This window comes from Paenibacillus lentimorbus NRRL B-30488 (assembly GCF_000411595.1).
Classification (GTDB): domain Bacteria; phylum Bacillota; class Bacilli; order Bacillales; family Bacillaceae; genus Bacillus; species Bacillus velezensis.
The window spans coordinates 1-26,471 of record NZ_ANAT01000020.1 but is presented as its reverse complement, the minus strand read 5'-3'; the positions used below and the strand labels follow the sequence as shown (position 1 = coordinate 26,471).

At 47.7% G+C, this 26,471-nt stretch carries 21 protein-coding genes and 6 pseudogenes; 13 read left to right on the top strand and 14 right to left on the bottom strand.

Annotated elements, in window-relative coordinates; genetic code table 11:
- Positions 1–47 precede the first annotated feature (47 nt).
- Complete coding sequence (locus tag D368_RS11490) at positions 48–2,381, top strand: YhgE/Pip domain-containing protein (protein WP_033574487.1); 2,334 nt, start codon at positions 48–50, stop codon at positions 2,379–2,381.
- A gap of 50 nt (positions 2,382–2,431) precedes the next feature.
- Here D368_RS11490 and fabHB read toward each other — a convergent pair whose 3' ends face one another.
- Positions 2,432–3,409, bottom strand: a complete 978-nt coding sequence (fabHB, locus tag D368_RS11485; RefSeq protein ID WP_003155217.1) for a beta-ketoacyl-ACP synthase III FabHB — start codon at positions 3,407–3,409, stop codon at positions 2,432–2,434.
- A gap of 136 nt (positions 3,410–3,545) precedes the next feature.
- Positions 3,546–3,739, bottom strand: a pseudogene (locus D368_RS11480) (hypothetical protein).
- Between the two features lie 131 nt (positions 3,740–3,870).
- Here D368_RS11480 and D368_RS11475 point away from each other — a divergent pair.
- A complete protein-coding gene (locus D368_RS11475; RefSeq protein ID WP_395429546.1) occupies positions 3,871–4,902 on the top strand; it encodes a M42 family metallopeptidase in 1,032 nt (343 codons plus the stop codon).
- 40 nt (positions 4,903–4,942) lie between these two features.
- Here D368_RS11475 and gltT read toward each other — a convergent pair whose 3' ends face one another.
- Both gltT and yhfH read right to left on the bottom strand, forming a co-directional pair.
- The gene (gltT, locus tag D368_RS11470; RefSeq protein WP_071392034.1) at positions 4,943–6,232 is read right to left on the bottom strand and encodes a glutamate/proton symporter GltT; all 1,290 of its coding nucleotides are present in this window, start codon (positions 6,230–6,232) and stop codon (positions 4,943–4,945) included.
- 234 nt (positions 6,233–6,466) lie between these two features.
- On the bottom strand, positions 6,467–6,589 hold the full coding sequence (gene yhfH / locus D368_RS11465; protein ID WP_370465857.1) for a protein YhfH: 123 nt from the start codon (positions 6,587–6,589) through the stop codon (positions 6,467–6,469).
- A 169-nt stretch (positions 6,590–6,758) separates the two neighbouring features.
- On the opposite strand from yhfH, the gene D368_RS11460 reads away from it, so the two are divergent.
- The 4 genes and pseudogenes from D368_RS11460 (at position 6,759) to D368_RS11445 (ending at position 10,898) form a co-directional block, all read left to right on the top strand.
- The gene (locus D368_RS11460) at positions 6,759–7,493 is read left to right on the top strand and encodes an MBL fold metallo-hydrolase (RefSeq protein ID WP_071392033.1); all 735 of its coding nucleotides are present in this window, start codon (positions 6,759–6,761) and stop codon (positions 7,491–7,493) included.
- 12 nt (positions 7,494–7,505) lie between these two features.
- Positions 7,506–8,500: pseudogene (lplA, locus tag D368_RS11455) on the top strand (lipoate--protein ligase).
- Between the two features lie 80 nt (positions 8,501–8,580).
- A complete protein-coding gene (locus D368_RS11450; protein WP_003155203.1) occupies positions 8,581–9,225 on the top strand; it encodes an SDR family oxidoreductase in 645 nt (214 codons plus the stop codon).
- Between the two features lie 131 nt (positions 9,226–9,356).
- Entirely contained in the window at positions 9,357–10,898 is a 1,542-nt protein-coding gene (locus tag D368_RS11445) for a fatty acid--CoA ligase family protein (RefSeq protein ID WP_007409202.1), read from the top strand.
- 47 nt (positions 10,899–10,945) lie between these two features.
- On the opposite strand, the gene D368_RS11440 is transcribed toward D368_RS11445, so the two are convergent.
- Positions 10,946–11,341 carry a YhfM domain-containing protein gene (locus tag D368_RS11440; RefSeq protein WP_063174170.1) on the bottom strand — a complete coding sequence of 132 codons (396 nt, stop codon included), beginning with the start codon at positions 11,339–11,341 and terminating at the stop codon, positions 10,946–10,948.
- A gap of 154 nt (positions 11,342–11,495) precedes the next feature.
- Here D368_RS11440 and D368_RS11435 point away from each other — a divergent pair, with 154 nt between their 5' ends.
- Positions 11,496–12,743: a M48 family metallopeptidase gene (locus D368_RS11435; RefSeq protein ID WP_486129254.1), complete on the top strand. Its 1,248-nt coding sequence runs from the start codon at positions 11,496–11,498 to the stop codon at positions 12,741–12,743.
- Between the two features lie 43 nt (positions 12,744–12,786).
- Here the strand turns inward: D368_RS11435 and D368_RS11430 are convergent, their stop codons facing one another.
- Positions 12,787–13,935 carry a S8 family peptidase gene (locus D368_RS11430; protein WP_077722018.1) on the bottom strand — a complete coding sequence of 383 codons (1,149 nt, stop codon included), beginning with the start codon at positions 13,933–13,935 and terminating at the stop codon, positions 12,787–12,789.
- Positions 13,936–14,422: 487 nt separating this feature from the next.
- Here D368_RS11430 and D368_RS11420 point away from each other — a divergent pair, with 487 nt between their 5' ends.
- On the top strand, positions 14,423–15,301 hold the full coding sequence (locus tag D368_RS11420) for an ABC transporter substrate-binding protein (RefSeq protein ID WP_128574811.1): 879 nt from the start codon (positions 14,423–14,425) through the stop codon (positions 15,299–15,301).
- A gap of 15 nt (positions 15,302–15,316) precedes the next feature.
- Here D368_RS11420 and D368_RS11415 read toward each other — a convergent pair whose 3' ends face one another.
- The 6 genes and pseudogenes from D368_RS11415 to D368_RS11390 form a co-directional block, all read right to left on the bottom strand.
- The gene (locus tag D368_RS11415) at positions 15,317–15,892 is read right to left on the bottom strand and encodes a histidine phosphatase family protein (RefSeq protein WP_128574810.1); all 576 of its coding nucleotides are present in this window, start codon (positions 15,890–15,892) and stop codon (positions 15,317–15,319) included.
- A gap of 50 nt (positions 15,893–15,942) precedes the next feature.
- Positions 15,943–17,034: an acetyl-CoA C-acyltransferase gene (locus tag D368_RS11410; RefSeq protein ID WP_101562868.1), complete on the bottom strand. Its 1,092-nt coding sequence runs from the start codon at positions 17,032–17,034 to the stop codon at positions 15,943–15,945.
- Positions 17,022–18,460: pseudogene (locus D368_RS11405) on the bottom strand (acyl-CoA synthetase). The gene D368_RS11410 and the pseudogene D368_RS11405 overlap by 13 nt, the downstream one beginning before the upstream one ends.
- A gap of 8 nt (positions 18,461–18,468) precedes the next feature.
- Complete coding sequence (locus tag D368_RS11400) at positions 18,469–19,026, bottom strand: biotin transporter BioY (RefSeq protein WP_029973185.1); 558 nt, start codon at positions 19,024–19,026, stop codon at positions 18,469–18,471.
- Positions 19,027–19,156: 130 nt separating this feature from the next.
- Positions 19,157–20,447, bottom strand: a pseudogene (hemAT, locus tag D368_RS11395) (heme-based aerotactic transducer HemAT).
- A 122-nt stretch (positions 20,448–20,569) separates the two neighbouring features.
- A pseudogene (locus D368_RS11390) lies at positions 20,570–22,091 on the bottom strand (FAD-dependent oxidoreductase).
- Positions 22,092–22,215: 124 nt separating this feature from the next.
- Here D368_RS11390 and D368_RS11385 point away from each other — a divergent pair.
- Positions 22,216–23,073 (top strand): SDR family oxidoreductase, encoded by an 858-nt coding sequence (locus tag D368_RS11385; protein ID WP_007610477.1) that lies wholly within the window; start codon positions 22,216–22,218, stop codon positions 23,071–23,073.
- Positions 23,074–23,103: 30 nt separating this feature from the next.
- On the opposite strand, the gene D368_RS11380 is transcribed toward D368_RS11385, so the two are convergent.
- On the bottom strand, positions 23,104–23,337 hold the full coding sequence (locus D368_RS11380) for an IDEAL domain-containing protein (protein WP_012117233.1): 234 nt from the start codon (positions 23,335–23,337) through the stop codon (positions 23,104–23,106).
- 314 nt (positions 23,338–23,651) lie between these two features.
- Here D368_RS11380 and D368_RS11375 point away from each other — a divergent pair, with 314 nt between their 5' ends.
- The 3 genes from D368_RS11375 to D368_RS11365 all read left to right on the top strand — a co-directional run bounded on the left by D368_RS11375 (position 23,652) and on the right by D368_RS11365 (position 25,142).
- Positions 23,652–24,230: a competence protein ComK gene (locus D368_RS11375; RefSeq protein ID WP_003155179.1), complete on the top strand. Its 579-nt coding sequence runs from the start codon at positions 23,652–23,654 to the stop codon at positions 24,228–24,230.
- Between the two features lie 145 nt (positions 24,231–24,375).
- Positions 24,376–24,744, top strand: a complete 369-nt coding sequence (locus D368_RS11370; RefSeq protein ID WP_063174179.1) for an iron chaperone — start codon at positions 24,376–24,378, stop codon at positions 24,742–24,744.
- Between the two features lie 26 nt (positions 24,745–24,770).
- On the top strand, positions 24,771–25,142 hold the full coding sequence (locus D368_RS11365) for an iron chaperone (RefSeq protein WP_063174180.1): 372 nt from the start codon (positions 24,771–24,773) through the stop codon (positions 25,140–25,142).
- Between the two features lie 136 nt (positions 25,143–25,278).
- On the opposite strand, the gene D368_RS11360 is transcribed toward D368_RS11365, so the two are convergent.
- Complete coding sequence (locus D368_RS11360) at positions 25,279–25,989, bottom strand: YrpD family protein (RefSeq protein WP_128574809.1); 711 nt, start codon at positions 25,987–25,989, stop codon at positions 25,279–25,281.
- A 195-nt stretch (positions 25,990–26,184) separates the two neighbouring features.
- On the opposite strand from D368_RS11360, the pseudogene D368_RS11355 reads away from it, so the two are divergent.
- Positions 26,185–26,453 (top strand): annotated as a pseudogene (locus D368_RS11355) (excalibur calcium-binding domain-containing protein).
- Positions 26,454–26,471 lie beyond the last annotated feature (18 nt).

Sequence of the window (26,471 nt, the reverse complement as noted above, 5' to 3'; positions counted from 1 at the left end):
GTGACCGTTTTGTCAAATGAGTCAGTTTGCGGAAGGAGGCAACAGGGTTGAATACAATAAAAAGCCAGTGGAAAGACATTGTAACGAACAAGAAACTGTTAATCCCCATCATTGCCATATTATTCGTTCCGCTGATCTACAGCGGAGTGTTTTTGAAGGCGTACTGGGACCCGTACGGCACGGTGGATCAGCTGCCGGTTGTCGTTGTCAACCAGGATAAAGGGGCGGACTACGAAGGGAAACATCTTCAGATCGGTGACGATCTTGTGAAAGAGTTAAAGAAAAATGATAATTTTGATTGGCATTTTTCAAGCGATCTTGATCAATCGTTAAAGGACTTATTAAATGCTAAATATTATTTATTGGTCGAGATTCCTGAAGATTTTTCTAAAAACGCCAGCACGGTAATGGATAAAAATCCGAAGAAGCTGGATCTGAAATATCATACGAATGCCGGATCAAACTATGTCGGCGCGACAATCGGAGAAAAGGCGATCGACAAGCTGAAAGCCTCCGTGTCGAAAGAAGTGACGGAGCAATACGCAAAAGTCATTTTTGACAATTTTAAAGATATTGCCAAAGGACTCGGCAAAGCCAGCAGCGGCGCCAAGAAAATAGACGACGGCACGAAAAACGCGAAAGACGGCAGCGCCAAGCTGAAGGAAAATTTAGCGAAGCTTACTGAAAGCACCGCCACCATCGGCGATAAAACACAGCAGCTTGCAGACGGAGCGGCGAAAGTGACAAGCGGAATTCAAACGCTTGACAGCTCTATCGCAAAACTTCAGAGCGCAAGCGCCGAAATTCAAGATAAATCAGGACAGATTGCTTCAGGAGGAGGCCAAGTGGCCAGCGGGCTGAAAACGAGCCTTGACGCACAAAAGCAGCTCCAGCAAAAGCTTCCGGATTTAACGAATGGATTAAGCGCGTTAAACAGCAAGGCGCAGGAAGTGTCGCAAAAAGCGGCGGCATTTGAAGATGCGATCAATTCAGTCAACCTCTCAGATATTGAAAAAGCGGTTGGGGAGCTTGAGCAGACTGAAAAGGAATTGCAGCAGTTTAAGAAAAAGCTTTCTGATCTGAAAAACAGCCTGGATGCCCGGGATGACGCGGTCAAAAAGGTGATTAAGGACAGTGATTTCTTAACGGATGAGCAAAAAGCGAAACTTGTTCAGCTTCTGAATGAGAAGCTTCCGAAGGCCGACCTTCCGGATTTAGACAATATCGTCAGCCAGCTTCCGTCCGGCGGAGATATCCAGCTTCCGGATATGTCAGTCATAAAAAGCGCGCTGGCAGATGTAAAAGCGAAGGCTGATCAGCTGAAAGCACTGCCTCAGTCCACATCGAAACTGTATAACGGCGCGGCGGCGGTACAAGACGCGATTAACCAGCTGACGGCTGGAACTGATAAATTGTACAGCGGAGCGCAGACCGTCTTTGAAAGCCAAAACAAATTGACGGCCGGTATCGGCGAATACAACAGCAAGTTCGGACAGCTCAAATCAGGATCAGAAGCGTTAGTGTCAGGGAGCGGCCAGGTGTCAGGCGGCTTAACGAAACTGCTGGACGCGCAAAACAAAATCCATGACGGCTCGTCCAAAATTGAGCAGGGTCAAGCGTCTCTCGGCACCGGTTTAAGCAAGCTTTTAGACGGCACCGGACAATTGTCCAGCCAGCTGAAAGATGCGGCTGATCAAACCGGGGACATTAAGACGGATGACAAAACGTACAGCATGTTTGCCGATCCGGTAAAAACGGACGATAACGCGATTCATTCCGTGCCTAACTACGGTACCGGACTGACGCCTTATATTCTCTCTATGGGCTTGTATGTCGGCGGATTGATGCTGACGGTCGTATTCCCTCTGAGTGAAGCTTCAGGGCGTCCGAGAAACGGTTTTGAATGGTTCCTCAGCAAATTCAGCGTCATTCTGCTCGTCGGACTGATTCAATCCGTAATAGTCGCCACGGTTCTGTTAAAAGGAATCGGGCTTGATGTGGAAAGCACTTGGAGATTCTATCTCTTTACGATGATTACCAGCATCGCGTTCCTGTCGATGATTCAATTATTGGCGACAACGATGGGAAATCCGGGACGCTTTATCGCTGTCATCATTCTGGTGCTCCAGCTTGGGGCAAGCGGAGGAACCTTCCCGCTTGAACTCCTGCCGGGATTCTATCAAGTGATTCACGGGGCACTGCCGATGACTTACAGCATCAACGGGTTCCGTGCCGTCATTTCAAATGGCGATTACGGCTATATGTGGCAGCAGGCATCCATTCTGTTGGGCATCGCCGTTGTCATGATCGCGCTGACCATCGTGTATTTTACGGTGCAAAGCAAAAAAGAACACAAAACGGAAGAAGAAATAACAGCATAAGAAAAAGAGGCTCTGAGCAGATGCTCAGGGCCTCTTTTTTTAGATTTCGATTAAAATCCCCATCTCACCAACAGTCCGGTATACGTCAATCCGCCGCCGAACCCGAACAATACCAGCGTCTGGCCTTCCGACAGTTTTTTTGCTTTCACAGCTTCATCCAAAGCGAGAATAATAGAAACCGATGAAGTGTTGCCGTAATATTCAACGCTTGTCAATGTCCGTTCAAGCGGGAAAGGAAGTTTTTCACAGATGGATTCGATCATCCGCATGTTGGCGCTGTGAGGAACGAACCAATCCAGATCGTCTTTTGAAAAGCCGGCTTTTTCTAAAAGGGCATTGCATTCCTCAGGCACGGTTCTGGCCGCCCATTTATATACTTCGCGCCCGTTTTGCACCATATTTCCTCCGCCTTTAAGCGGCTCGCCGTTTAATTCTGCGCTCAGTCCCGTGCGATACAGCACGTCCGCGCTTCCTCCCGCTGTTCCTTGCACGGCTGCCAAAAATCCCGGCGCTGATTCGTCGCGTTCCACCAATAGGGCGCCTGCAGCGTCTCCGAAAAGAACGCAGGTCGTCCGGTCAGTATAATCCGTTACCTTTGATAATGTTTCACCGGCAATGACAATCACTTTTTGATGGGAACCGGCGGTAATTAATGCGTCTGCGAGCTGAAGGCCGTAAGTGAGTCCGGCGCATGTGGCGTTAATATCAAGCGCTCCCGTGTGCGGCCAGCCGAAGTAAGCCTGAACGCGTGCCGCGGTGCTTGGAAACGCATAGTCCGCCGTCGTTGTGGCGACAAGGATCATATCGACATCATCAAGAGTCCCGCTGTATCGTTCTGCAAGGTTTTTCACCGCTTCCACACACAAATCCGATGTGAATTCATGTTCGCCGGCAATGCGTCTTTCCTTCATACCGGTGCGCTGGACGATCCATTCATCAGATGTATCGACGATGCGCTCCAAATCCGCGTTTGTTAATCGGCGTGCCGGAGCATATGTACCGATTGCTGTAATTTTAGATTTTGACATGAAAAAATCACTCCTTTATATCAGATTATAACACCTGATATTATTACTTGGTACTAATTTTAATAAAAAACCCAAGCAGCATCCGCTGTTTGGGGAGCATGAGAAATCTATTTGTAAAACGGGCTTGTGTGAACGATTACCAATGACGGCAGCAGCGGCGGCATGAATGATGATGCTTCTTTTTTCTTTCTTCTTTTTACAAGGGTCTTCTTTTTTCTTTTTACAGTGATCTTTTTCTTTTTTACAGCACCAGAAGGCTGCACCAGACCAATCATCCTCAAACCAATCATTATGAAACCTTTTCCGCTTGTGCGGTTTACGGCTGATCATACATTTCCCTCCTATGCTCATGCTCCCTTCATTCTATGAAAAAAGAGCAGGAAAAGATTGGACGGGTTATGGATCAAAAGAGTATATTTTAAGAAGAATAAAATTGATAGGAGGAATGACCTGTGGCAAATATGAAACATACGATGGAACTGATTAAAGAACTGGTGTCGATTCCGAGTCCGACGGGCAATACATACGAGGTTATCGCCTATACAGAAAGTCTTTTAAAAGAATGGGGCGTCTCCTCTTACAGAAACCGTAAAGGCGGTCTTTTTGTCACAATTCCCGGCCGTGATGACAAGAAACACAGATTGCTGACGGCGCATGTCGATACGCTCGGCGCGATGGTAAAGGAAATAAAGGCGGACGGCCGGCTGAAGATTGACTTGATCGGCGGCTTCCGATATCACTCAATTGAAGGGGAATATTGCGAGATTCAAACTTCTTCCGGCAAAACCTATACAGGTACCATCTTAATGCATCAGACTTCAGTGCACGTCTATAAGGACGCCGGTAAGGCAGAGCGGAATCAGGAGAATATGGAAGTCCGCCTTGATGAACCTGTCCGGACGAAGGAAGAGACGTCCGATCTCGGCATCAGGGTCGGCGATTTCATCTCATTTGACCCGCGTGTGCAGATTACGCCGAGCGGCTTTATTAAGTCCCGTCATCTTGATGACAAAGCGAGCGTGGCTCTGCTCTTGAATTTAATCCGCCGCATCACGGAAGAGAAACTCGAACTTCCGTATACGACGCATTTTCTGATTTCTAATAATGAAGAAATCGGCTACGGCGGCAATTCCAACATTCCTCCTGAGACCGTCGAATACTTGGCTGTTGATATGGGAGCGATCGGCGACGGCCAGTCTACGGATGAATATACCGTCTCCATTTGCGTGAAAGATGCGAGCGGCCCGTACCATTATCAGCTCAGAAAGCATCTGGCCGGGCTTGCGGAGCGCTATGGCATTGATTATCAGCTTGATATTTATCCGTATTACGGTTCTGATGCCTCAGCAGCCATCCGTTCGGGCCATGACATCGTCCACGGGCTGATCGGCCCGGGAATTGACGCTTCACACGCTTTTGAACGCACGCATGAATTATCGCTTCTTAATACGGCGAAGCTTTTGCACCGGTACGTTCTATCGCCGATGGCATAAAAAACCCTGCGCGGAAATCATTCCGTGCAGGGTTTTCATTTTAACCTGAGATGGTTGTGTTTTGTTCTGTTTTGGCGAGGCTCATGACCTTCGCGCCTTTAACGGGATCATACTGGCCTTCCCATTTTGACATCACAACGGATGCCAGCGCGTTTCCGGTCAGATTGACGACCGTACGGGCCATGTCCATAATCCGGTCAACACCGGCGATGAATGCAAGGCCTTCTGCAGGAATGTTGAATGCGCCTAATGTCGCAAGCAGGACGACGAAAGAAGTCCCGGGCACGGCAGCCATTCCTTTGGAAGTGACCATCAAGACAAGCACAAGGGTAATCTGCTGCCAAATGGACAAGTCAATGTGGTATACCTGAGCGAGGAATAAAGCGGCGATAGATTGGTACAGCACAGATCCGTCTAAGTTAAAGGTATATCCGATCGGCACAACAAAGGAAACAATACCTTTCGGACAGCCGATTTTCTCCATTTTTTCCATAACGCGGGGGAGTACGGTTTCGGAGCTTGACGTACTGAACGCCAATAAAATTTCATCCTTCATATAGGCGAGGAATTTGAAAATGTTTACTCCGGCAAGCTTTCCGACGATTCCGAATACAACAATGAGAAAGAAAGCCAAAGCTACATATACTAAACCGACCAGTTTACCGAGTGAAAGCAGGGAACTGAGCCCAAATTTGGAAACGGTAACACCAATCAACGCAAAAACACCAAACGGCGCAACTTTCATGACGAGGTTCACAACATGGAACATCGCATGAGAAACACCTTCAAAGAAGGCCAATACGGGCTTTCCTTTTTCACCGATTGCCGAGATGCCGAGTGCAAACAGCACGGTAAAGCAGATGATGGCAAGCAGATCTCCTTCGGCCAATGATTGGAAGAAGTTTGTCGGTACGATATGCAGGAATGTGTCTGCGATGGATTTACTATTTTGTTCTTTTTCTGTTTCAACATATTGACTGATATCTGTTTTTTGAGCTTCATGTATATTAACGCCTGTTCCCGGATGAAACAGATTCGCCAAAGCCAGCCCGAGAATAATGGCAAAAGTGGTAATGATCTCAAAATACAAAATCGTTTTGAAGCCTAATTTTCCGACTTGTTTTCCGCTTCCCGCGCCGGCAACGCCGATGATTAAGCTGGAGACGACAATTGGAATCACTATCATTTTGATTAAGCGTAAAAACAAATCGCCGATAGGCTGTAAATATGTTGGAATGGCAGGATTGCCGTACCAGATGACACCGACTACAACCCCTAGTATGAGTCCGACGAAAATTTGCGTCGCTAGTCCAAAGCGTAATTTTTTCATAGATTACCTCCCGAAGAAAAAAGTGCAATAAGTATCTAAAAAGATAGCTATTAGAACAAATTATAATAGAAAAGAAAACAATCCGTCTATAGAAAAATATAGATTGAAAATACTGAATCTTTTAAAACGTACAGATAATTGCTAATAATGGTGAATAAATCCCTATTCAGAAAGTATGATGACGGCCGAAAAAAACGGGCGCCGCACAATTTAGAATTGTGCGGCGCCCTATTGTCACATATCCTTAATTTTCAAGCAGTCATTGCACAAATTAATGTGACACTCATACTGCTCAACAATCTCATTTCCGCATTCTTCGCATTTCTTACCGGGTAAATTTCTGAAAAAATCCGACATCTTTTCCAACATACCCATCCCTCTTTCATTGTTTTGTCTCTACATTGTATTATAACAGTTTCGGAAAATCAACGGCTGTTTTGGCACAATGTTTAAAACATGCAATTTGTACGAAAAATAGGTATATTGGAGGAAAGGATCTTTTTATCATAAACATTCGGAGGGTCATATGAAAGTTACAGTTATTGGATGCTGCGGCGGGTTTCCGGCCGCAAACGAAGCAACTTCAGGCTATCTGTTTCAGTCCGGCGGCTATTCTCTGCTCGTTGATTGCGGAAGCGCCGTATTATCGAAGCTGTTTGCCTATGTTCCGGCAGAAGAGCTTGATGCCGTCATTTTGTCCCATTATCACCATGATCATATCGCTGATATCGGGCCGCTTCAATTTGCCAAACAGGTCGGCTCCTTTCTCGGAAAAGGGACGCATGCACTGCCGATTTACGGGCATGATGCTGATATAGAACAGTTTGAGCGTCTTACATATAAAACGCATACAAAAGGAGTGGCCTATCAGCCGGGCCGCCCGCTTTCTGCCGGGCCGTTCACCATTACCTTTCTGAAAACGGTGCATCCGGTCACTTGTTATGCGATGCGGATTACTGACGGTGCAGCTTCTGTTGTGTATACGGCTGATTCAAGCTACCAGGACGCGTTTATCCCGTTTGCGGAAAATGCCGATCTGCTGATCTGCGAGTGCAATTTTTACGCGGACCAGGACGGCACGTCAGCCGGCCATATGAACAGTTTGGAAGCCGGACGTATCGCGGAGGAGGCCGGAGCGGGGGAGCTGATTCTCACACATCTGCCTCATTTCGGCGAGCACCGGAAGCTGAAAGAAGAAGCGGAATCCGTGTTCGGGGGCGAAGTGACAATCGCCGCTTCCGGATTGAAGTGGGAGAAATAAAGGAGGAGCACCATGTTATTTATCGACAACCAAAACATAACCGACCCGAGGATCAACCTCGCGATCGAGGAATATTGCGTGAAGCATCTCGACCCTGAACAGACATACCTGCTGTTTTATGTCAATCAGCCGTCGATTATCATCGGGAAGAACCAAAACACAATAGAAGAAATCAATACGAAATACGTAGAAGATAACGGAATCATCGTCGTCCGCAGGCTGTCAGGAGGCGGCGCGGTTTACCATGACCTCGGGAATCTGAATTTCAGTTTTATCACCAAGGATGACGGCGACAGCTTTCACAATTTTAAAAATTCACCGAACCCGTTATTCAGGCGCTGCGCCAGCTCGGTGTGGAAGCTGAATTAAGCGGCCGAAACGACATCGTCGCGGACGGCAGAAAAATTTCCGGCAACGCTCAATTTTCGACGAAAGGGCGTATTTTCAGCCATGGAACATTAATGCTGGATTCCGCCATTGATCATGTCGTGTCAGCCTTGAAAGTGAAAAAAGACAAAATCGAATCAAAAGGCATTAAGTCAATCAGAAGCCGTGTCGCCAACATCAGCGAGTTTCTTGATGACAAAATGACGGCGGACGAATTCAAAAAGCATCTGCTTCACCATATTTTTAATACAAATGATCTCTCCGAAGTGCCGGAATATAAACTGACCGATGAAGACTGGAAAGCGATCCGGAAGATTTCCGAAGAGCGCTATCAAAACTGGGACTGGAATTTCGGCAGGTCGCCCGCATTCAACCTTCAGCATTCGAAACGTTATCCGGTCGGATCGATTGATCTGCGTCTTGAAGTGAAAAAAGGAATCATTCAGGACTGCAAAATTTTCGGTGATTTCTTCGGTGCGAAAGATGTGAGTGAAGTCGAACAGGCGCTGACCGGAAAACAGTATGACAGAACCGCTATCAGGGAGGCGCTGGCCGGAATCGATCTGAAACAGTATTTCGGCAAAATAGAGCTGGAAGATTTCCTCGAGCTGATTTATTAGAACATTTGCCGAACGCATGATTTGAATCAGCGCCCGTTTTTGTGAAATGATAGAACCATAATGAATGGGGAGGGATCATGATGAAAGTATTTCTCATCGGAGCAAACGGACAGATCGGACAGCGTCTGACCGGGCTGTTTCAAAAAGACGGCACGCATACGCTGCGGGCGATGGTCCGGAAAGAAGAGCAGAAAGAAGCGCTTCAAGCCGCGGGAACAGAAGCCGTTCTTGCAGATTTGGAAGGAAGCACGGAAGACATCGCGAAAGCCGCTGAAGGCTGTGACGCGATTGTGTTTACCGCCGGATCAGGAGGAAGCACCGGATACGATAAGACGCTTTTGATTGATCTTGACGGAGCGGCGAAAGCGATAGAAGCGGCAAAGAAAGCCGGCATCAAGCGGTTCATTATGGTAAGCGCCCTTCAGGCTCATAACCGCGACAATTGGAATGAAGCGCTGAAGCCGTATTATGCCGCAAAGCATTATGCGGATAAAATTCTTGAAGCGAGCGGTCTGACGTATACGATTATCCGGCCGGGCGGGTTATTAAATGATCCCGGCACGGGAAATATCAAAGCCGCAGCCGATTTAGAAAGAGGCTCCATTTCAAGAGACGATGTCGCCAAGACCGTTATCGCATCCCTTGATGAACCGAATACGTATGAAAAAGCGTTCGATCTGACAGCAGGCGGCACGCCGGTCAGTGAAGCGCTGAAACAATTATAGTTTCCGGTTTTCAGGCACTCGGGGCTTTTTGCCCTTGAGTGTTTTTCTATATTTTTCTATAATAAAAGTGAACGTTTATTCCGGATAAATGAATGACTATTCATTCATTATATTTTTAAAGGGGTGGGAAAATGAATCTGGTTTCCAAATTGGAAGAAACGGCATCGCAGAAACCGGAAAAACCAGCTTGTCTGTTTCAAGATCAGTACATGACGTATGAGGAGCTGGCAGGTAAAATCAAAGCATTTGCAAACGGCTTGGAGGACAGGGGACTGAAAAAAGGGGATCATCTCGCGCTGCTGCTCGGAAATACGCCTGACTTTGTTATTGCGTTTTTCGGCGCGTTAAAAGCGGGAATTGTCGTCATACCTGTTAATCCGGCATACACACCTTCAGAAATCGCATACATGCTGAAAAACGGCGATGTCAAAGCGATCGCCGGCATCGACCTATTAATTCCCGTATTTGAAAGCCTGCACGGCTCGCTGCCGCTGCTGGAGCATATCATTATCAGCCAGACAGCAGAGAACGCTCCATCGACAGAAGACCCTCAATTGCGCTTAAAAATGACAACGTTTACAAAAATGCTCCGCCCGGCGGAGCGCAGCAGAACTTATCCGACATTGTCCAAAGACGATACTGCCGTCATTTTATACACCTCAGGGACGACCGGAAAACCGAAAGGCGCCATGCTCACCCATCAGAATCTTTTCTCCAATGCAAATGATGTCGCCGGATACTTAGGAATGAATGAGAAAGACAAAATTGTAGCGGCATTGCCGATGTTTCACGTTTTTTGTTTAACCGTTTGTATGAATGCGCCTCTGATGAGCGGAGCGTGTGTCTTAATCGAGCCGCAATTCAGCCCGGCTTCTGTGTTTAAACTGATTAAAAGCCGACAGGCAACCATTTTTGCCGGCGTTCCGACGATGTATAACTATCTGTATCAATACGAGCACGGCAAGGCGGAGGATTTTGCGTCCGTCAGACTGTGCATTTCAGGCGGGGCCTCCATGCCGGTCGCTCTGTTGCAGACGTTTGAACAAACCTTTGACGTCACCATTCTGGAGGGGTACGGACTTTCTGAAGCGTCTCCGGTTACTTGTTTTAATCCGTTTGACCGGGGGAGAAAGCCCGGCTCGATCGGGACGAATATTTTACATGTCGAAAATAAAGTCGTCGATACGCTCGGACGCGAATTGCCCGACCATCAAGTGGGAGAATTGATCGTGAAAGGGCCGAATGTGATGAAAGGCTATTACAAGATGCCCGAGGAGACGGAGCACGCGCTGAAAGACGGCTGGCTGTACACGGGTGATTTGGCGAAGCGCGACGAAGACGGTTATTTTTATATCGTCGACAGAAAAAAAGATATGATTCTCGTCGGCGGATACAACGTCTATCCGCGCGAAGTAGAAGAAGTGCTCTACAGCCATGAGGGCATTAAAGAAGCCGTGGTCATCGGCGTTCCTGACGCCAAAACGGGGGAAGCGGTGCATGCTTATATAGTGCCTGGGGACGGTGAGCTGACAGAGCAGGCGGTTTTTGATTACTGTGAAACACATTTGGCAAAATATAAGCGGCCGGCGGAAGTGGTTTTTCTTGATGAGATTCCGAAGAACGCGACCGGGAAGCTGCTGAGACGGGCGGTCCGGGACATGCTTCCGAAATGACGGACGAAAAGCGAAGCCGGGGGCTTCGCTTTTACATGCTGATCCGGTCAGCTCTGCGATTCTTCCTTGATGATGCTTTGCACAAGCTTCGTATCATGCCGGGTCAGTTTGTAATACGTGTTTTTATGCTTGTACATTATATAATTGCCGCTTTCGAGCCACATGCTGAATGAATCAAAACGGTCTTCATGGTATTTGACCGTTCCGTCGTAATCGGGAGACACGCTTTTGGTCAGTTTGACTTGTTTTCCTTGGTTCAAGATATCGAGCATATCTTTTACATTCTGCCTGTCTTTAATTTTGATTTCTTTTTTTCCGTGCTCTGACAGAATAATTAGATCTGCGTTACTTGATGGAAACACATCGCCGGTCCGGCTGTATACATAGAAGAAAGCAATAACCAAAAGGGCGATTACTACAATAAACGCGATTATTTTTTTCATATTCATCACTCCGTCTTTTAGTCTTTCCCGCTTCCTGTTGTTCCATTCTTTTCTGTTGTGAAAAGATTAACATCCGTTTCGGAGGCTTGGTTCTATTTATTTGCATTTATGCTTACAATAGGAGTAAGTCATAAGGCTAAGGAGGGAGACTTCCATGCGCAAATGGATAGCGGCAGCGGGACTTGCCTATGTGCTGTACGGCCTTTTTTTCTATTGGTATTTCTTTATGACAGGAGACTCCGCCGTCCCGGAGGCCGTAAAGGGAACAAAAGCCGATCCGTCCTCGTTTATGGACCCGGGCCGCCTGGCAGCCGCTGAAAACTTTTCAAATGTAAAGGATTTTTTATTTTTCATCGGAGCGCCGTTAGATTGGTTTTTATTTTTTCTGCTGCTCATTACGGGGCTTGCCAAAAAAATAAAGCATTGGCTGGAAGCAGCGGTGCGCTTTCGGGTGCTGCAAATCGTAAGCTTCGTATTTGTGATTTCACTCATCGTTACGGCGGCTTCACTTCCGCTAGAGTGGATCGGATATCGGGTTTCGCTTGCGTATCATATTTCGACGCAGACAGCAGCAAGCTGGATAAGAGACCATGTCATTGATTTCTGGATCAGTTTTCCGCTGTTTGCCGTGTGTGTGCTTGTGTTTTACTGGCTGATCACAAAGCATACAAAAAATGGTGGTTTTACGCTTGGTGTCTTACTGTGCCGTTTACCCTGTTTTGTTTTCCTGCAGCCGGTCGTGATTGATCCTTTATACAATGATTTCTATCCGCTGAAAGACAAGGAGCTGGAAAGCAAAATTTTGTCGCTGGCCGACAAGGCCGACATTCCGGCCAGCCATGTGTATGAAGTAAATATGTCGGAGAAAACGAATGCGCTGAATGCGTATGTGACGGGCATCGGTTCGAATAAGCGGATCGTTTTGTGGGATACGACGCTTAACAAACTGAAGGATCGGGAAATTTTGTTCATTATGGGGCATGAGATGGGGCACTATGTGATGAAGCACGTGTACATCGGACTGGCCGGGTATCTGCTGCTGTCATTAGCCGGGTTCTATATCATTGACAAGCTTTATAAGCGGCTGTCCAAATTCTTCGGCCGAATGCTTCATATAAAGGGGCCTGAAGATCTGGCCGCCCTTCCGCTGTTATTGCTGCTCATATCCGTTCTCAGTTTTGCTTCTGATCCGATTACGAACGCCGTCTCCCGGTATCAGGAAAACGCCGCCGACCGTTACGGCATCGAGCTGACCGGAAACCGGGAAGCGGCGATTGAGACGTTTCAGGACTTGGCCGATACGGGACTGAGCCGGGTCAACCCGCCGTTTCTCGTCAAAATTTTCAGAGGGAGCCACCCGTCGATCATGGAGCGGATTGAACATGCGGAGGAAGAAAAATAATAAAAAACCGGCGGGGCCATGGCCGACGCCGGTTTTTTATGTTTTACTGAGCTGCCGCCTGTACGTTGATCAGCCCTTTTCCGTAGTAGAAAGCATCACCAAGTTTTGTAGTGGTGTTTTCTAAACTGCTGCGGACTTGAGTGTTTGTCCAGTTCGGATGCTTAGAAAGAATCAAAGCAGCCGCTCCGGCAACGTGCGGAGATGCCATTGACGTACCATTGTACGCACCGTATTTGTTTCCAGGAAGCGTGCTTTGGATAGAGACGCCTGGTGCCATGACATCAAGCTCAGAACCTACGCTTGAGAAAGATGCTCTTTGGTTGCTGCTGTTAACAGCGCCTACCGCAATGACAGAAGGGTATTTACCAGGGTAGCCCACTGTGCTTGAGCCGCCGGAAGTGCCTTCGTTACCGGCTGCCGCAACCACTACGACGCCGGAAGCAACGGCTTTGTCAACTGCCGCTTTTAACGCTGCAGAACCAGAAGGTCCGCCGAGGCTCATGTTAATAACGTCCATATTGTTTGCGATCGCCCACTCAATTCCGTTAATGATCCAGCTGTACTGGCCGGAACCGTCAGCGCCGAGAACTTTTACCGCGTAAAGAGATGCGCTTGGCGCAACGCCTAATACACCGACTGAGTTATTAAGAGCCGCAACTGTACCGGCAACGTGAGTTCCGTGAGAGTTGTTGTCTTGGAAAGGATTTGTTTCAGAAGGAACCATGCTGGCTCCGCCTGCTACCTTTAAATCAGGATGAGAAGAATCGATACCGCTGTCGATAACCGCTACTTTAACATTTGATCCGGTGAAGCCTTGAGAGTGCAGAGCAGGGGCTTTAATCTGTGATACGCCGTAAGGCACGGACTGCGCGTACGCCTGTGCAACGTGATCTTCTTCAACGTAAGCGACGCTAGGGTCTTTTTTCAGCTCTTTTACAGCTTTTTCATTTAATGTAGCTGAAGCTGCGTCTACATATTTGAATTGCTTTTGCACTTTCCCGCCTTTTTCAGAAATGACATCTTTTTTCTTGGCGGCGCTCATCGTGCTCATTGTCTGCTTAAATCCGACAATATATTTCTTTTCCCCGTTTGATTTCCCTGCAGCCTGGGCAGAAGTCGTGCTGCCGAACGCCATCGTAAAGATTAACGCTAAAGCAAACAGCAAACTGATCCATACCTTTTTGCCTCTCACTCTTTATCCACTCCTTTTTTCATTTGCAGAATAACCAATAGACAGATTATTCTGTGGATTAATTGTATAGTATGGAATAATATTTTAGTAGACCCAATTTTTTTCAGTTTGTTTTATTTCTATTTAGGTATATCATCTCTCTTTCGTTTAATAGGAACCCGAAATATTTAAATTTTAATGGAAAAAACCGATGGAAGGACATGAGTATTTGTACACAGCCGCAATCGCTCTCTTGTTTACTGGGTCGAACGGTTTGATTCCATTTTTAGAAGCTGCGGCAAAAACAGGATAAATGTCACCTTTTGTTGAATGCAGAAGTCTGATGGAAACGAAAGCGGAATGAAATAAAGCGGCCGGCATGAATCAGTCTTTGGCTTTCTTGACGGAGAAAGCTGTGAAACCATTTTATGAAAATAATGATATTGAATATCATTGATACTTATATTGTCAATGATATAATTGCGGAAAAACGAAAGAGGGGGAACAGATGAAACCAATTTTCAGTATGCTGATGATCTTATCCGTTCTCTTCATAACGGCATGCTCAGAACAGGAACATGAAACCGCCGTCAGGCACGATCTGGGGACGGCGCATGTGGCTGCGCACCCGCAGCGCATCGCCGTATTGAATGAGGGCTTTATTGACACCCTCCATGATCTCGGCATAAAGCCGGCGGCCGCGGCGGATAACCGGAAAGAGCGAAACGACGGCAGTCCGTCCGTCGGGCCCCCGTCACATCCCGATTTGAAAAAGGTCACTTCGTTAAAACCCGATCTCATCATTGCAGACTCAAGCCTGCACAGGGGGATATACCATGAGCTGACAAAGATCGCTCCGACAATCGCTTTGAAAAATGAAGCTGCGGATTATCAGGATGTGGTTGATGCTGCCCTTACCATTGAAAAGGCGGTCGGTAAAGAGGGCATCATAGAGAAACAATTGTCGGCTCAGGAAGAAAAGCTGAATGACATCAAAAGAAAGCTGGATGCAGAAGGCGGCACGATTTTATTAATTGACGCTGCAAATGGCAGCATTTCCGTAAAGGATGATCAGTTTTTTACGTCCCGGCTTTTGGCGCTCGCAGGGTTTACATATGCGGTCCAGACGGATTCCGGCGGGAAATCAGACTCTATCAAAATGACGCCCGGGCAGCTTTTGCATATCGATCCTGATTACATCGTACTGCTGGACGGTGAGAAAGAACTCGAAAAAAATCACCTTTGGAAACAGCTGACTGCCGTAAAAAACGGCCGCGTTTACCGCGCGGACAGGGCGGTATGGACGGAGCGCCGGAGCATTGACGGTGCGGACGCCGTATTACATGATCTGCAGAAAAAAATGCTCGCTAAAAAGGCCCAAAACTGAATTCGGGCCTTTTTGTTATGATTCTGATAGGTGGCTGCTTACATTGTAATCTTTGACGCGCCACTTATTTTCAATTCGTTCGATATTGCTCAGGCACGCATTGACAAGCTTTGCGTTTTGTATGCCGGTATCACCGTCAGAAATGGCGGACAAGAGGGCGTGAATGGCTGCGCCGTGAGCGACGATCAGTACTTTTTGCTCAGGAAACCGCTCCTGAACTTTCACTAAACCGGTAAGCATTCTGTCTGTCAGCTCTTCTGCGGTCTCCATGTTCGGGTAGTTTTTATCCGGGTAGCGCTTCGACCGTTCCGGCAAAGACATTCCTTCCGTATCACCGTAGCTCCGTTCTCTGAAATCTTCCATGACGACAATGGGAAGATTCAAAAACCCGTTAATAATGTCAGCCGTTTTTCTGGCCCGTTTCATCGGGCTCGAGACGATGACATCCCATTCGGACCCCTTTAAGTACTCTCCTGTTTCTTTCGCCTGACGCTCTCCCGTCGCATTTAACGGAATATCCGATTTGCCTTGAAGCTTCTTTTGGGCATTCCAATCAGTCTCTCCATGTCTTACTAAACAAACGGCAGTCATAAAGTCTCCACTCCGATCATTTTTTATCGATATCATCTATTATACTGCCGTTACGTTAACACTTCAAAGAGAAGCGCCAGTCCGACTCCGCCTCCGCTGCCGATCGCTGCTGCTGCATAGCGGGCATCAGGGCGTCTTTTTGCTTCATAAAAAAGCCGGGTGACAAGCGCCGCCCCGGAAGCCCCGTACGGATGCCCGACGGCCAGAGCGCCGCCCCGGACATTTATTTTAGAATACGGCACTTGAAGCTGCTGTGAAAAAACGCATATTTTGACGGCAAACGCCTCGTTGATTTCGTATATATCAATATCATCCGGTGACAGGTCCCGTTCCTTCAAAAGCTTTTTGACGGCATAAACCGGAGCTGCTGACGGATAATGCGGATGGACGCCGCTTACCGCGCTTCCGATAAAACGCAATCCCGGCTTTAAACCGAGAGACCGCGCTTTTTGTTCTTCCATCACACAAACTGCCGCCGCCCCGTCAGAAATTCCGCAGCTGTTGGCGGCGGTGACAGAGCCTCCGGGCTGAAAGACGGGTTTGGCGCGGGCGATGAGAGGCGCCATGTTCCGCTTTTTCAGCATATTTTCGTCAGAGGCGAATCCGTGGCAGGGGAGAATTTCCCGGAGGTACAAGCCGTCTTCGTGCGCTTTGACGCTCCGTTCATAGCTGAGAAGGGCATATTCGTCCTGCATCTTTCTCGTTACGCCGTAAGCCTGTGCCGTATACTCGGCCGCTATGCCCATATCAGGATCGCCGATGTGTTCAGGAGAAAAGCGCGCCCGGGATGAGAAAGGGGAACGGCTGCTGCTCTCCGCTCCTCCCGCGATGTATGTGCTCCCCGCGCCGGCTTTAACAAAGTGGCACGCGATTCTCACGGCGTCCAATCCGGAACCGCACTGCCTGTCGATGGCCGTACCGGACACGCTCAAAGGAAGCCCGGCGGCCAAGGCTGACAGCCGGGCGAGGTTCCCGCCGCGGCCCGTCGCGTTTCCGAGCAGGACTTCATCAATGTCTTCGGGCATGTTCCGGCTCAAATGTCGGATCAGCGGAGCTGCCAAATCTTCAGGGAGACAGTCTTTTAACAGGCCGTTTTCCCGGGCGAAAATCGTCCGCTTCGCATCCGTAATTACAGCTTCCATTCCATCATGTCCTTTGCCTGCTTTTGTACGGCGGCACGGGCGATCTTTCCGCCGGCTGTTTCCGGTATTTCTGAAAACAGCCATTTTTTCGGGATTTTATATGCTGCCAGCTGCTCGCGGCACTGTTTCTTCAGTTCCTTTACATTTGCATGTCCGTCGATCACCGCAACGGCGATGCTGCCCCAATAATCATCAGGAATGCCGATGACGGCCGCTTTTCTGACGCCCGGACAGCGGTTGAGCACACGTTCTATCTCTTCCGGGAATACATTCAGGCCGCCTGATACGATCATCCCGTTTTCACGTCCTTCGATATAAAGATAGCCTTCATGATCGATATATCCCATGTCATCAACCGTCATCCAGCCGGAATCATCAGGCTTTGCGCCGTTGATGTATCCGGAAAATTTCATCGGGCTGTTCACAAAAATCTTCCCCGTTTCGCCCGGCATGCAGCGTTCCCCGCCGGGCCGGCGGATTTCGATTGTAACATTTTCAAACGGACGGCCCGCCGCGTCAGGCTTTCGGGCGCTGTCTTCAGGCGATAAGAACGCCACGAAACTCAGCTCAGACGTTCCGTAAAAATCATACAACCGCAAATGGGGATAGCGCTCTGACAGCGATTGTTTAGACGAAGCGGGCCAGTCTGCACCGGAAGAAATCACCTTGAGCGGTGTATCCGGAAACGCCTCTAGTGAGAGCAGGGCGTCCGTCATTGTCGGAACGGTATATAGAACGTCAGCTTGTCTGAGCCGGTCTTTCATTCCGGCCGGATTGAATTTTCTTTGAAGGAGGACGGTTCCGCCGATAAACAAAGTGCTGACAGCGCCGTATAAAAAGTGTGATGAGCGCAGCGTGCCCGGCACCAGCACTTTGTCATCAGGGGAAATGCCGAATTCACGTTTCGTACAAGAAAAGCTCTCCAGCCACGAACGGTGAGAGCGGGTGAAGGCTTTCGGCTTACCGGTCGATCCCGAGGTGAATCCGGTATAAAAGGGCAGGCCGTCGTTTTTGATAAAAGCGCCTTCCGTTTTTCCGCCTCGATCAAAGGCCTGCATTCATCCCACAGGATGACAGGCGTTTTGACGCCGTCCAGTCTGCCCCTCAGCCGGCGGTCACAGATGACGAGGCCGGTTTTGCTGATGTGCAGCTGGTCCGCGAGTTCCGCCGCTGCCGAGCGGGGATCTAACGGAACCGCCGTGCAGCCGGCATGCGCCGCGCCTGCGAAAAGTTGTAAAAATGGGATGCCGTTCGGCAATAATATTGCAATGTTTTCCGGCTTACCTGAAAGGCTGCCAAGCCAGTTTGCGGTTTGGTTAACCAGCCTGTTCCAAGTTTGATAGGTGATCTGTTCTGTTTCTGTCTGAATCGCGATCTGTTCCGGCGCTTGTCCGGCTGTATCTGAATATGATGATGTAATCATGATGACTAAAATCAGCTTCCTTTCGTCGGCAAAAGCCGGCTTGCTTGAAGAGTTTTCCTGATTCTTACGGCTGCGAATGAGGCTGCGGCCGCTTTAAGCAGATCTCCGGGCACATAGATGAGGCTGAGCTTTACGGCAGTTAAGATATCAATGTGCATCATAAAAGCCTGAACGGGAATGCCGATGACATACAAAAACAGCACGCCGAACAAGAACTGTCTGATAAACAAATGGGGGACAGCAGCTGAGCGAAGGCCTTGGATGCTGAGGCTCAGCAGGAATGCCGCCAGCGGATATGCGATGAGATATCCGGCGCTCGGCCCGAAAAAAACCCCGAACCCGCCTCTGCCGCCTGAAAGGAGAGGCGCTCCGCATGCCACAATCAGCAAAAACAGCAATTGGCTTAAAAACGCCGCTTTCGGTTTTAGGATGCTTCCCGATAAGAGCACTCCGATCGTCTGGAGCGTAATCGGAACCGGCGTAAAGGATAAGAAAAGCGGCGGGAGCAGCCCCAAAAGTCCCATAATGGCGGTAAACACGGCAATATGCATCATTTCTGTCAATTTCATTATGTATTCCTCCAGCTTATCAAAATATGTTTATACAATAAAGCGAGTCTTTACATATGTCAACTCTATTATATTTTAAGTTAACAATAAAAAGACCGGCCCTTTATGAAAAAGGCCGGTCGGTTTATCTTTATTCTTCTGTAAGGATAACAAGTGAATCAACGGATGATGCAACGTGGGAAACGGCGCGGCTGACTTCTTGAAGGCCGCCGAGAAAGGCCTGCAAATCAACGTCGATTTTGCCTGTTTGGTCTTTGCTCGTTTTCATGCTTTGGACGATGTCATCAAACAGACGGTTGATCTGCGTCATTTTTTCTTTCGTTTCGCTTACAAGTCCGTTTACATCTTTAATATGTTTGGACACGATGTTGATTTGTGTATTGGTATTGTTCACAAGCTCTGATACGGTGGAAACGGTTTTTTCGTATCCTCTGAAAGCTTCCTTACCTCCGTCGCCACAACGGCGAACCCTTTGCCGTGCTCCCCGGCTCTCGCGGATTCTATTGAAGCGTTGAGTGACAGGAGATTCGTTTGCTCGGCGATCCCCGTCACGATGCCGAAGATTTTTTCGATCTGCTGGGCAATGTCATTCAGCTTGTCCATTTCTTCTTCAATCTGCAGGAGGCTGGCGTCGATTTTATTCATCTGCTGCTGCTGGCTTTCAAGCTCTTTTTTCCCGCCGATTGATTTTTCTTCGACATGTACGGAAGTGACGGTGCCGGCTTTTGACGCCTCGGAAATGCCCTCAGATTTATCGACCAGCTCCTGCACGGCTCTGCTCGTTTCTGAAAACAAATCAGCGAGTGATCCGGATGTTTCCTGGATTTTCTGATGAAGACGGGCTTTCTTTTCCTCTTGTTCGTCACGCTGGCAGTTATATTCAGTCTGGAATGCTTCAAGGACGAGCTGCTGTTCAAGATTCAATATTTTCGTCGTCGCTTTGATCGCTTTTAAAAGCTCATGCAAATCCGGAATGGTTGCTTCATATATGTTCATCATCGACAGAAGCAGATCCTGAAACGCTCCCATATACCATTTCGGTTCAAGGCCGATCCGCAAGTGGATGGAAGCGATGCGCTGTCTTTTTTCAATGAATTCATCATCAATCGTGCCGGCGAACATCTCATGGATATGACGCCGTAATGTTTTTTCAGGCGCTCGACCGTGCTGTGGTCGTTAATGATCGTCATTAATGATTTTTCGTGATCCAGGTTTCGGTAAAAGGAATCGACGATTGTTGAGATATGTTCTTTAATTAACGGCTGCAGCTCTTCAAGCACATGAAGTTCTTCGTTTCCGAGCCTGACCATTTTCAGCTGTTTTTGGACATCTGCATATTGATTTGAAAGCGCGATGCGTTTTTTTCCATCGGCTTCTGAAAAATATGCTGTTTCTTTTTTACGGTCTTTTTTAAATAACAATATAAGTTCCCCCAGATATTCTCTTTTTCTTTTTATCGGTTTGGAAGGAACTTGAATGAAGGAATCTGATAAAAATATTTTAATGCGGAAAAAAATAAAACCATTCATACAGAATGGTTTAGTCAATCTTGGGTGAGACGTTTCAGCGGCTTGATGGCGGGACCTTCGGCAACCCCGCCGTCGGGTGTGAACCGGGACCCGTGACATGGACAGTCCCACGTCCGTTCGCCGTCATTCCATTCAACCTCACAGCCTAAATGGGTGCATGTCGTATCGACAAGATGCAGACAGCCTTTTTCATCTTTATAGGCGCCGGCCCGTTTGCCGTTTACCGTTACGATTTTTCCCTCCCCGGGCCCAAGACTCTCAGGCGAAGCGTCCGGCCTCTCAAGTTTGCCCGAGATAAGGTGTTTGGCCACGTCGGCATTATAGGAAATCAGCTTTTTCAGTCCGGGATCTGCGTGGAAACGTGACGGAATAAACAGGCCGGAAAACGGGTTCTTTTGTTTTGAATATGATCAGCCAAAAGCTTCGCGGCGAGCGCTGAGCTTGTCATGCCCCATTTTTTAAAACCGGTCGCCGCCAAAATATGTTCTTCATCGCCTGAGATCGGACCGATGAACGGAATTTTGTCAATGGTGACAAGGTCTTGTGCAGACCAATGATATGGGATGCTTTCAACTCCGATTGTGTCTTCCGCAAATTGTTTCAGTGCTTCGTAATGCCCGGACATTTCTTTTCCTTGGCCTGTTTTGTGGCTTTCACCGCCGACAAGCACCAGTTTTTCACCGTTCAAATCGGTGTATCGCAGTGATCTGGACGGCTTGTCTACGCTGAGATACATCCCGTCCGGATACGCTTGTTTCGGTTTTACCGCGAGTACGTAGGATCTGCTGGCATACATTCTGGCGGCATAAAGCCCGCCTCCGTCATAAAAAGGAAAGTGGGAAGCGCAGACAATGTAGCTGCACTTGATGCCGTGTCTGTTTTTCGTGACCACTTCCGGCTGCGGTTCTTTTTTATGTCGATCGCAGCCGTCTGTTCAAAAATCCGCGCCCCGTTTTTAACGATCTCTTTGACGAGCGCCGCACCATATAAAAGCGGATGGAATTGCGCCTGATTCTTCATGGCGAGGCCGAGCCTGCAATCAACGGGGACGGGAAGTTCTTTCACAAGCTCGTGTTCAATACCGAGCTTGGTATAAGCTTCCTGCTCACTGCGGATTTTTTTGACGCCTGATTCTGTATTCGTGTAAAGATATGCGTCTTGTTCAATCAGTCTGCAGTCAATCGAAAGGTCCTTGATGATCTGCTTCATGTCTTCCATGGCGCGGAGATGGGCTTCGAAATACAGCCTTGCGCTGGTCAGGCCGATCTGCTGAATAAGATCGGCATAGATGAAATCATGCTGGGCGGTGATTTTTGCGGTCGTGCCCGCGGTCGTCCCGTTTAAAATCCGGTCTGCTTCAATGACAGCGACACGGAAACCTCTTTTCGTCAGTTCGTATGCCGTTGTCAGGCCCGTAATTCCTCCGCCGATAACCGCAACGTCACATTCCGTATCTTCAGTGAGGGCGGGAAAGGAAGGAATGTCAGCTGTTGCTTTCCAATAGGAAGCCGGTTCCTCGTTTGAAAAAGTAGTCAATTCAGATTTACCTCCTCTGTTGTATATTCTTAATTTTTCCAATAAGGCTCTGTTCATACATGAAATTCGTATAAGATGCTCAAATTACTCATAATATAGTAATTAATGTAAAGGAGTGATCAAAATGGCGAATCAGAAGAAGAAAACCTTGCCGCCGCAGCATCAAAACCGGCAGCCGGGCTTTGAATATGTAATGGACCCGCGTCCCGTTTTTGACAAACCGAAAGCGGCGAAAAAACTTGAAGGGAAAACGGCGATCATCACGGGCGGAGACAGTGGGATCGGCCGCGCCGTATCCGTTTTATTCGCGAAGGAAGGTGCTAATGTGGTCATCGTTTACTTTGATGAGCATCAGGATGCCGAAGAGACGAAGCAATACGTAGAAAAAGAGGGGGCGAAGTGTCTGCTGATCGCAGGGGATGTCGGCGACGAAGCCTTTTGCAACGATGTCATCCGCCAGGCGGGCCAAGCCTTTCCTTCCATTGACATCCTGGTCAACAACGCAGGTGAGCAGCACGTGCAGCCGGGGATTGAGAAAATCACGAGCCACCAGCTCATCAGAACGTTTCAGACGAATATTTTTTCAATGTTTTACTTAACGAAAGCCGCGCTCCCCCACCTGAAAAAAGGAAGTTCAATCATTAATACGGCCTCCATTACCGCCTATAAAGGCCACAAAACATTGATTGACTATTCAGCGACAAAAGGGGCGATCGTCACGTTTACAAGATCTCTTTCCCAATCTCTTGTCACTCAGGGCATCAGGGTAAACGCAGTGGCGCCGGGGCCGATCTGGACGCCGCTGATCCCGGCGAGCTTCTCGGCGAAGGAAGTGGAAGTCTTCGGCTCAGACGTGCCGATGCAGCGCCCGGGAGAGCCTGTTGAAGTGGCGCCGAGCTATTTGTACTTAGCAAGCGATGATTCTTCCTATGTCACGGGACAGACGATTCATGTGAACGGCGGCACCATCGTAAACGGATAATGTAAAAAAAGCCAATCCATATGGATTGGCTTATTCACTCTGTTTGAGTGCTGCATATTCTTTTGAAAGCGTGAGGAACGCTTCTTTATTTTTATCATCAAGCGCCTTATTAATCTGCATGGTCAGCATGGCGAGCCGGCGTTTATACAAGGATTCATCAAGCACCATTTGAATGTAAATATCGGCCATTGTCACATCGAATTCGTTTGCTATTTGCGTGTTGCGGGACTTCATGAGCTCAGTGTACGACTTTTTCTCTTTCATAAAGAATCCCCCCAATGCCTTTTTTATAGTATATGGATAACGGCCGGAAAAATCAATTAATTTTTATAATCTTTAGACAACTAATACTTGGAAATATATCGACATATCCTGCAAATTGACGAAAAAACGAAAATGATCATTGTATAAATGAGGTGAAATGAAAAAGAAAAATAATATTTAAATAGTAATTTAAGACTAAATTACAGCTTTAAAAGGTGATTTTTAGCTATATTCAAAAAAACCTGTCGTTTTCCAATGACAGATGATAGATTATTAGTATAAATTTTCAAGAAAAGGATTGGAGGCTGCACATCATGTGCCAGAAAACACACGCACCCTTAGAAAGCTACGAAGTAAATCGTTCAACCATTGCTGTTTTGCCTGAGGAAATAGACGGTAAAATGGGGTCGAAGGTCATTGAAAAAGACTGCATTCTGTATGTCAGCATGAAGCCGATTCACATCATCGACAGAAGCTGCCGCTACTTTGGCTCCAGCTATGCCGGGAGAAAAGCGGGAACATATGAAGCGATTAAAATTTCTCACAAGCCGCCGATTATGGTGGACCCTTCAAATCACATCTTTTTATTCCCTACACTTTCTTCTGCAAGGCCTCAATGCGGCTGGATATCTCATGTGCACGTTAAAGATTTTCAACCGACGGCATTTGATGACACAGCGGTCACGTTCTCAAACGGCAAAACGATGGAACTGGAAGTATCCTATCATTCTTTTGAAAATCAGGTTTACAGAACCGCCTATCTCAGAACCACTTTTCAGGACAGGATGGGCAGTCATATCCCGAAGCGGCAGGAATTCATGCTGTATCCGAAAGAAGAGCGGACAAGAATGATCTACGACTTTATTTTGCGGGAGCTGGGGGAGAGATATTAGAGAAAGCTGTGATGTGAAGGGACGGGCCCTTTCCTTTTGGGAAGGGCTTTTTTCGATTTACATGCCCGGATAGAGTTGTATCGTGTCCGTCTGTTGGCTATGATGATGTAAAGAGTAATGATATTTCATTTTAGGAGAGATGGGCATGGATGTGTTTGCAAAATATGTATCAGAAATCGATAACCCGGATCACCGTCTCAAAGCAGAGGAAATTTTGTCGTGGACGGCTGACCAATTTCCGAACTTAGAAGCACAGATCAAGTGGAACAAACCGACATTTACCGATCACGGCACCTATATCATTATGTTTGCCGCGGCAAAAAATCATTTGAGCATTTTACCTGAAAAAGAGACGATGGAGCATTTTGCCGATGACATCGCCCAAGCCGGGTACAGCGCTTCTTCACGCCTGTTCAGAATTCGGTGGACTGATCCGGTGCACGATGATCTGCTTAAGAAGATCATCGAATTTAACATCAAGGAAAAAGCTGAAAATCCGGGGTTTTGGCGCTAGCGGACGTGATGTTGAAGGAGGAAGACATGGACGTTTTCAAAGACTATTTATCAAGTATCGACAGCCCTGATCATCGTCTGCGAATGGAGGAAATCCTGTCGTGGACGGCTGAGCAATTCCCGGGTTTAACACCGCAGATCAAGTGGAACACGCCGATGTTTACCGATCACGGCACGTTTATTATCGGCTTTGCGGCAGCAAAGCATCATGTAAGTGTTTCCCCCGAAGAAGCTGGAATTGCGCATTTTGCCGATGACATCGCCCAAGCCGGGTACAGCGCTACTTCCCGTTTGTTCAGAATTCAATGGACTGAACCGGTGCATTATGAGCTGCTTGAAAGCATGATTCAATTCAATATCCAGGATAAGGCGGACTGCTCAGCGTTTTGGCGGAAATAATGAAAGAAATGTTAAAAAACAACCCTGAGGAGGGCTGTTTGTTTTTTATTAAACGTATTCCGAAAAATAAGGGATTTGCGTATCCGGCAGACCCTCACGAAACGCACGATGACAGAAATCGTGCGTTCAAAATTCTTTATTTGACGACAGACATGCTGACGCTGCTGCCTGACACTGTCAATTTGGCAAAATCCTGTGTATCAATCACAGGTGTGACTGCTTTATTGTCGATCGTGATGTTTGTAAAGGCTGTTGAGAAGTTTGATTTGATGTAAGGGCGCTGATCCTCTGATGTGACCGCGACGGTGGCGAGCGCTTTCCATTTTGAGACAGAGCCTACATTTGTTTGGGCGAGTTCTGAGATGATGCGGCCGGTGTATCCGTCATTATTCGTGCCCCAATATGTGGCGCGGGTATTGCCGTTCAGATTTTTGTAAATGGTCAGCTGTACGGTGCTGCCGGGCCGGAAGCCTTTCGTATAAGTGAATTGGCTTTCTCCTTCCAGATACCGGACCTGGCCTTGTCCCTTTGAACCGACTTTCATGATCGGTTTCCATACATGATAGGTGTCGCTGTACTGAAGCCCGATATCAGCCTCTGTGCCTCCGGTAAATCCTGAGTAAATATAGGCTGTCCCATTTGACACCTGAATCGAGCTTGGAAGCTGAATTTTCGTGACGAGAACTGAGCCCGTGCTGTTCAGGTAGGCCCTTCCGCCGATTCCTTTACTGAGCTGGGACGCCGCTTCCGCCGTATTGGGACTGATCACCCCCGGAATATCCGCCGTACATGCGCCGAATAGAACGGCTATAGTAAGAACACCCGCAACAAGCCCTTTTTTCATCATCATTTCTCCTCCTATCATCATAGTCAGATAGCGCTATCAATTCATATTATAAAAGGTTTTGGGAAAAATTCCATAAAAGATATACGAGCGGACATAAATTAAAACTATTTTCCTATTTATCTTGTAAATGGAGATTATTTGAACTATGATATGTTCAGCCATACAACATGATTCTGGAAAGGGGATAGGATAGAAATGAAAAAGACGGCAGCTGTGCTTTTGTCTTTCGGCCTGGTGTTCGGTTGTTCATACGGAGCAGGGAAGACGGCAGAAGCGAAAACAAAGGTAAAACGTATCAAAACTGCAAGGCGCTGAATAAGGTGTATAAAGGCGGCGTGGCCAAATCGTCGAAAGTGAAAAACAAGGGCGGCAGAACAAAGTACAAGCCGTATGTATCAAAAGCGCTTTACAATGCAAATAAAAGACTTGACCGGGATAAAGACTATATCGCATGTGAGAAATAAAAAACAAGCCTCTTTAAA

Coding starts and splice junctions, on each gene's coding strand:
- fabHB (WP_003155217.1), bottom strand. CDS start 3,409: ATGTCAAAATCTAAAATTACAGCAATCGGTACATATGCTCCGGCACGC.
- D368_RS11475 (WP_395429546.1), top strand. CDS start 3,871: ATGAAACATACGATGGAACTGATTAAAGAACTGGTGTCGATTCCGAGT.
- gltT (WP_071392034.1), bottom strand. CDS start 6,232: ATGAAAAAATTACGCTTTGGACTAGCGACGCAAATTTTCGTCGGACTC.
- yhfH (WP_370465857.1), bottom strand. CDS start 6,589: ATGTCGGATTTTTTCAGAAATTTACCCGGTAAGAAATGCGAAGAATGC.
- D368_RS11460 (WP_071392033.1), top strand. CDS start 6,759: ATGAAAGTTACAGTTATTGGATGCTGCGGCGGGTTTCCGGCCGCAAAC.
- D368_RS11450 (WP_003155203.1), top strand. CDS start 8,581: ATGAAAGTATTTCTCATCGGAGCAAACGGACAGATCGGACAGCGTCTG.
- D368_RS11445 (WP_007409202.1), top strand. CDS start 9,357: ATGAATCTGGTTTCCAAATTGGAAGAAACGGCATCGCAGAAACCGGAA.
- D368_RS11440 (WP_063174170.1), bottom strand. CDS start 11,341: ATGAAAAAAATAATCGCGTTTATTGTAGTAATCGCCCTTTTGGTTATT.
- D368_RS11435 (WP_486129254.1), top strand. CDS start 11,496: ATGCGCAAATGGATAGCGGCAGCGGGACTTGCCTATGTGCTGTACGGC.
- D368_RS11420 (WP_128574811.1), top strand. CDS start 14,423: ATGAAACCAATTTTCAGTATGCTGATGATCTTATCCGTTCTCTTCATA.
- D368_RS11415 (WP_128574810.1), bottom strand. CDS start 15,892: ATGACTGCCGTTTGTTTAGTAAGACATGGAGAGACTGATTGGAATGCC.
- D368_RS11410 (WP_101562868.1), bottom strand. CDS start 17,034: ATGGAAGCTGTAATTACGGATGCGAAGCGGACGATTTTCGCCCGGGAA.
- D368_RS11400 (WP_029973185.1), bottom strand. CDS start 19,026: ATGAAATTGACAGAAATGATGCATATTGCCGTGTTTACCGCCATTATG.
- D368_RS11385 (WP_007610477.1), top strand. CDS start 22,216: ATGGCGAATCAGAAGAAGAAAACCTTGCCGCCGCAGCATCAAAACCGG.
- D368_RS11380 (WP_012117233.1), bottom strand. CDS start 23,337: ATGAAAGAGAAAAAGTCGTACACTGAGCTCATGAAGTCCCGCAACACG.
- D368_RS11375 (WP_003155179.1), top strand. CDS start 23,652: ATGTGCCAGAAAACACACGCACCCTTAGAAAGCTACGAAGTAAATCGT.
- D368_RS11370 (WP_063174179.1), top strand. CDS start 24,376: ATGGATGTGTTTGCAAAATATGTATCAGAAATCGATAACCCGGATCAC.
- D368_RS11365 (WP_063174180.1), top strand. CDS start 24,771: ATGGACGTTTTCAAAGACTATTTATCAAGTATCGACAGCCCTGATCAT.
- D368_RS11360 (WP_128574809.1), bottom strand. CDS start 25,989: ATGATGAAAAAAGGGCTTGTTGCGGGTGTTCTTACTATAGCCGTTCTA.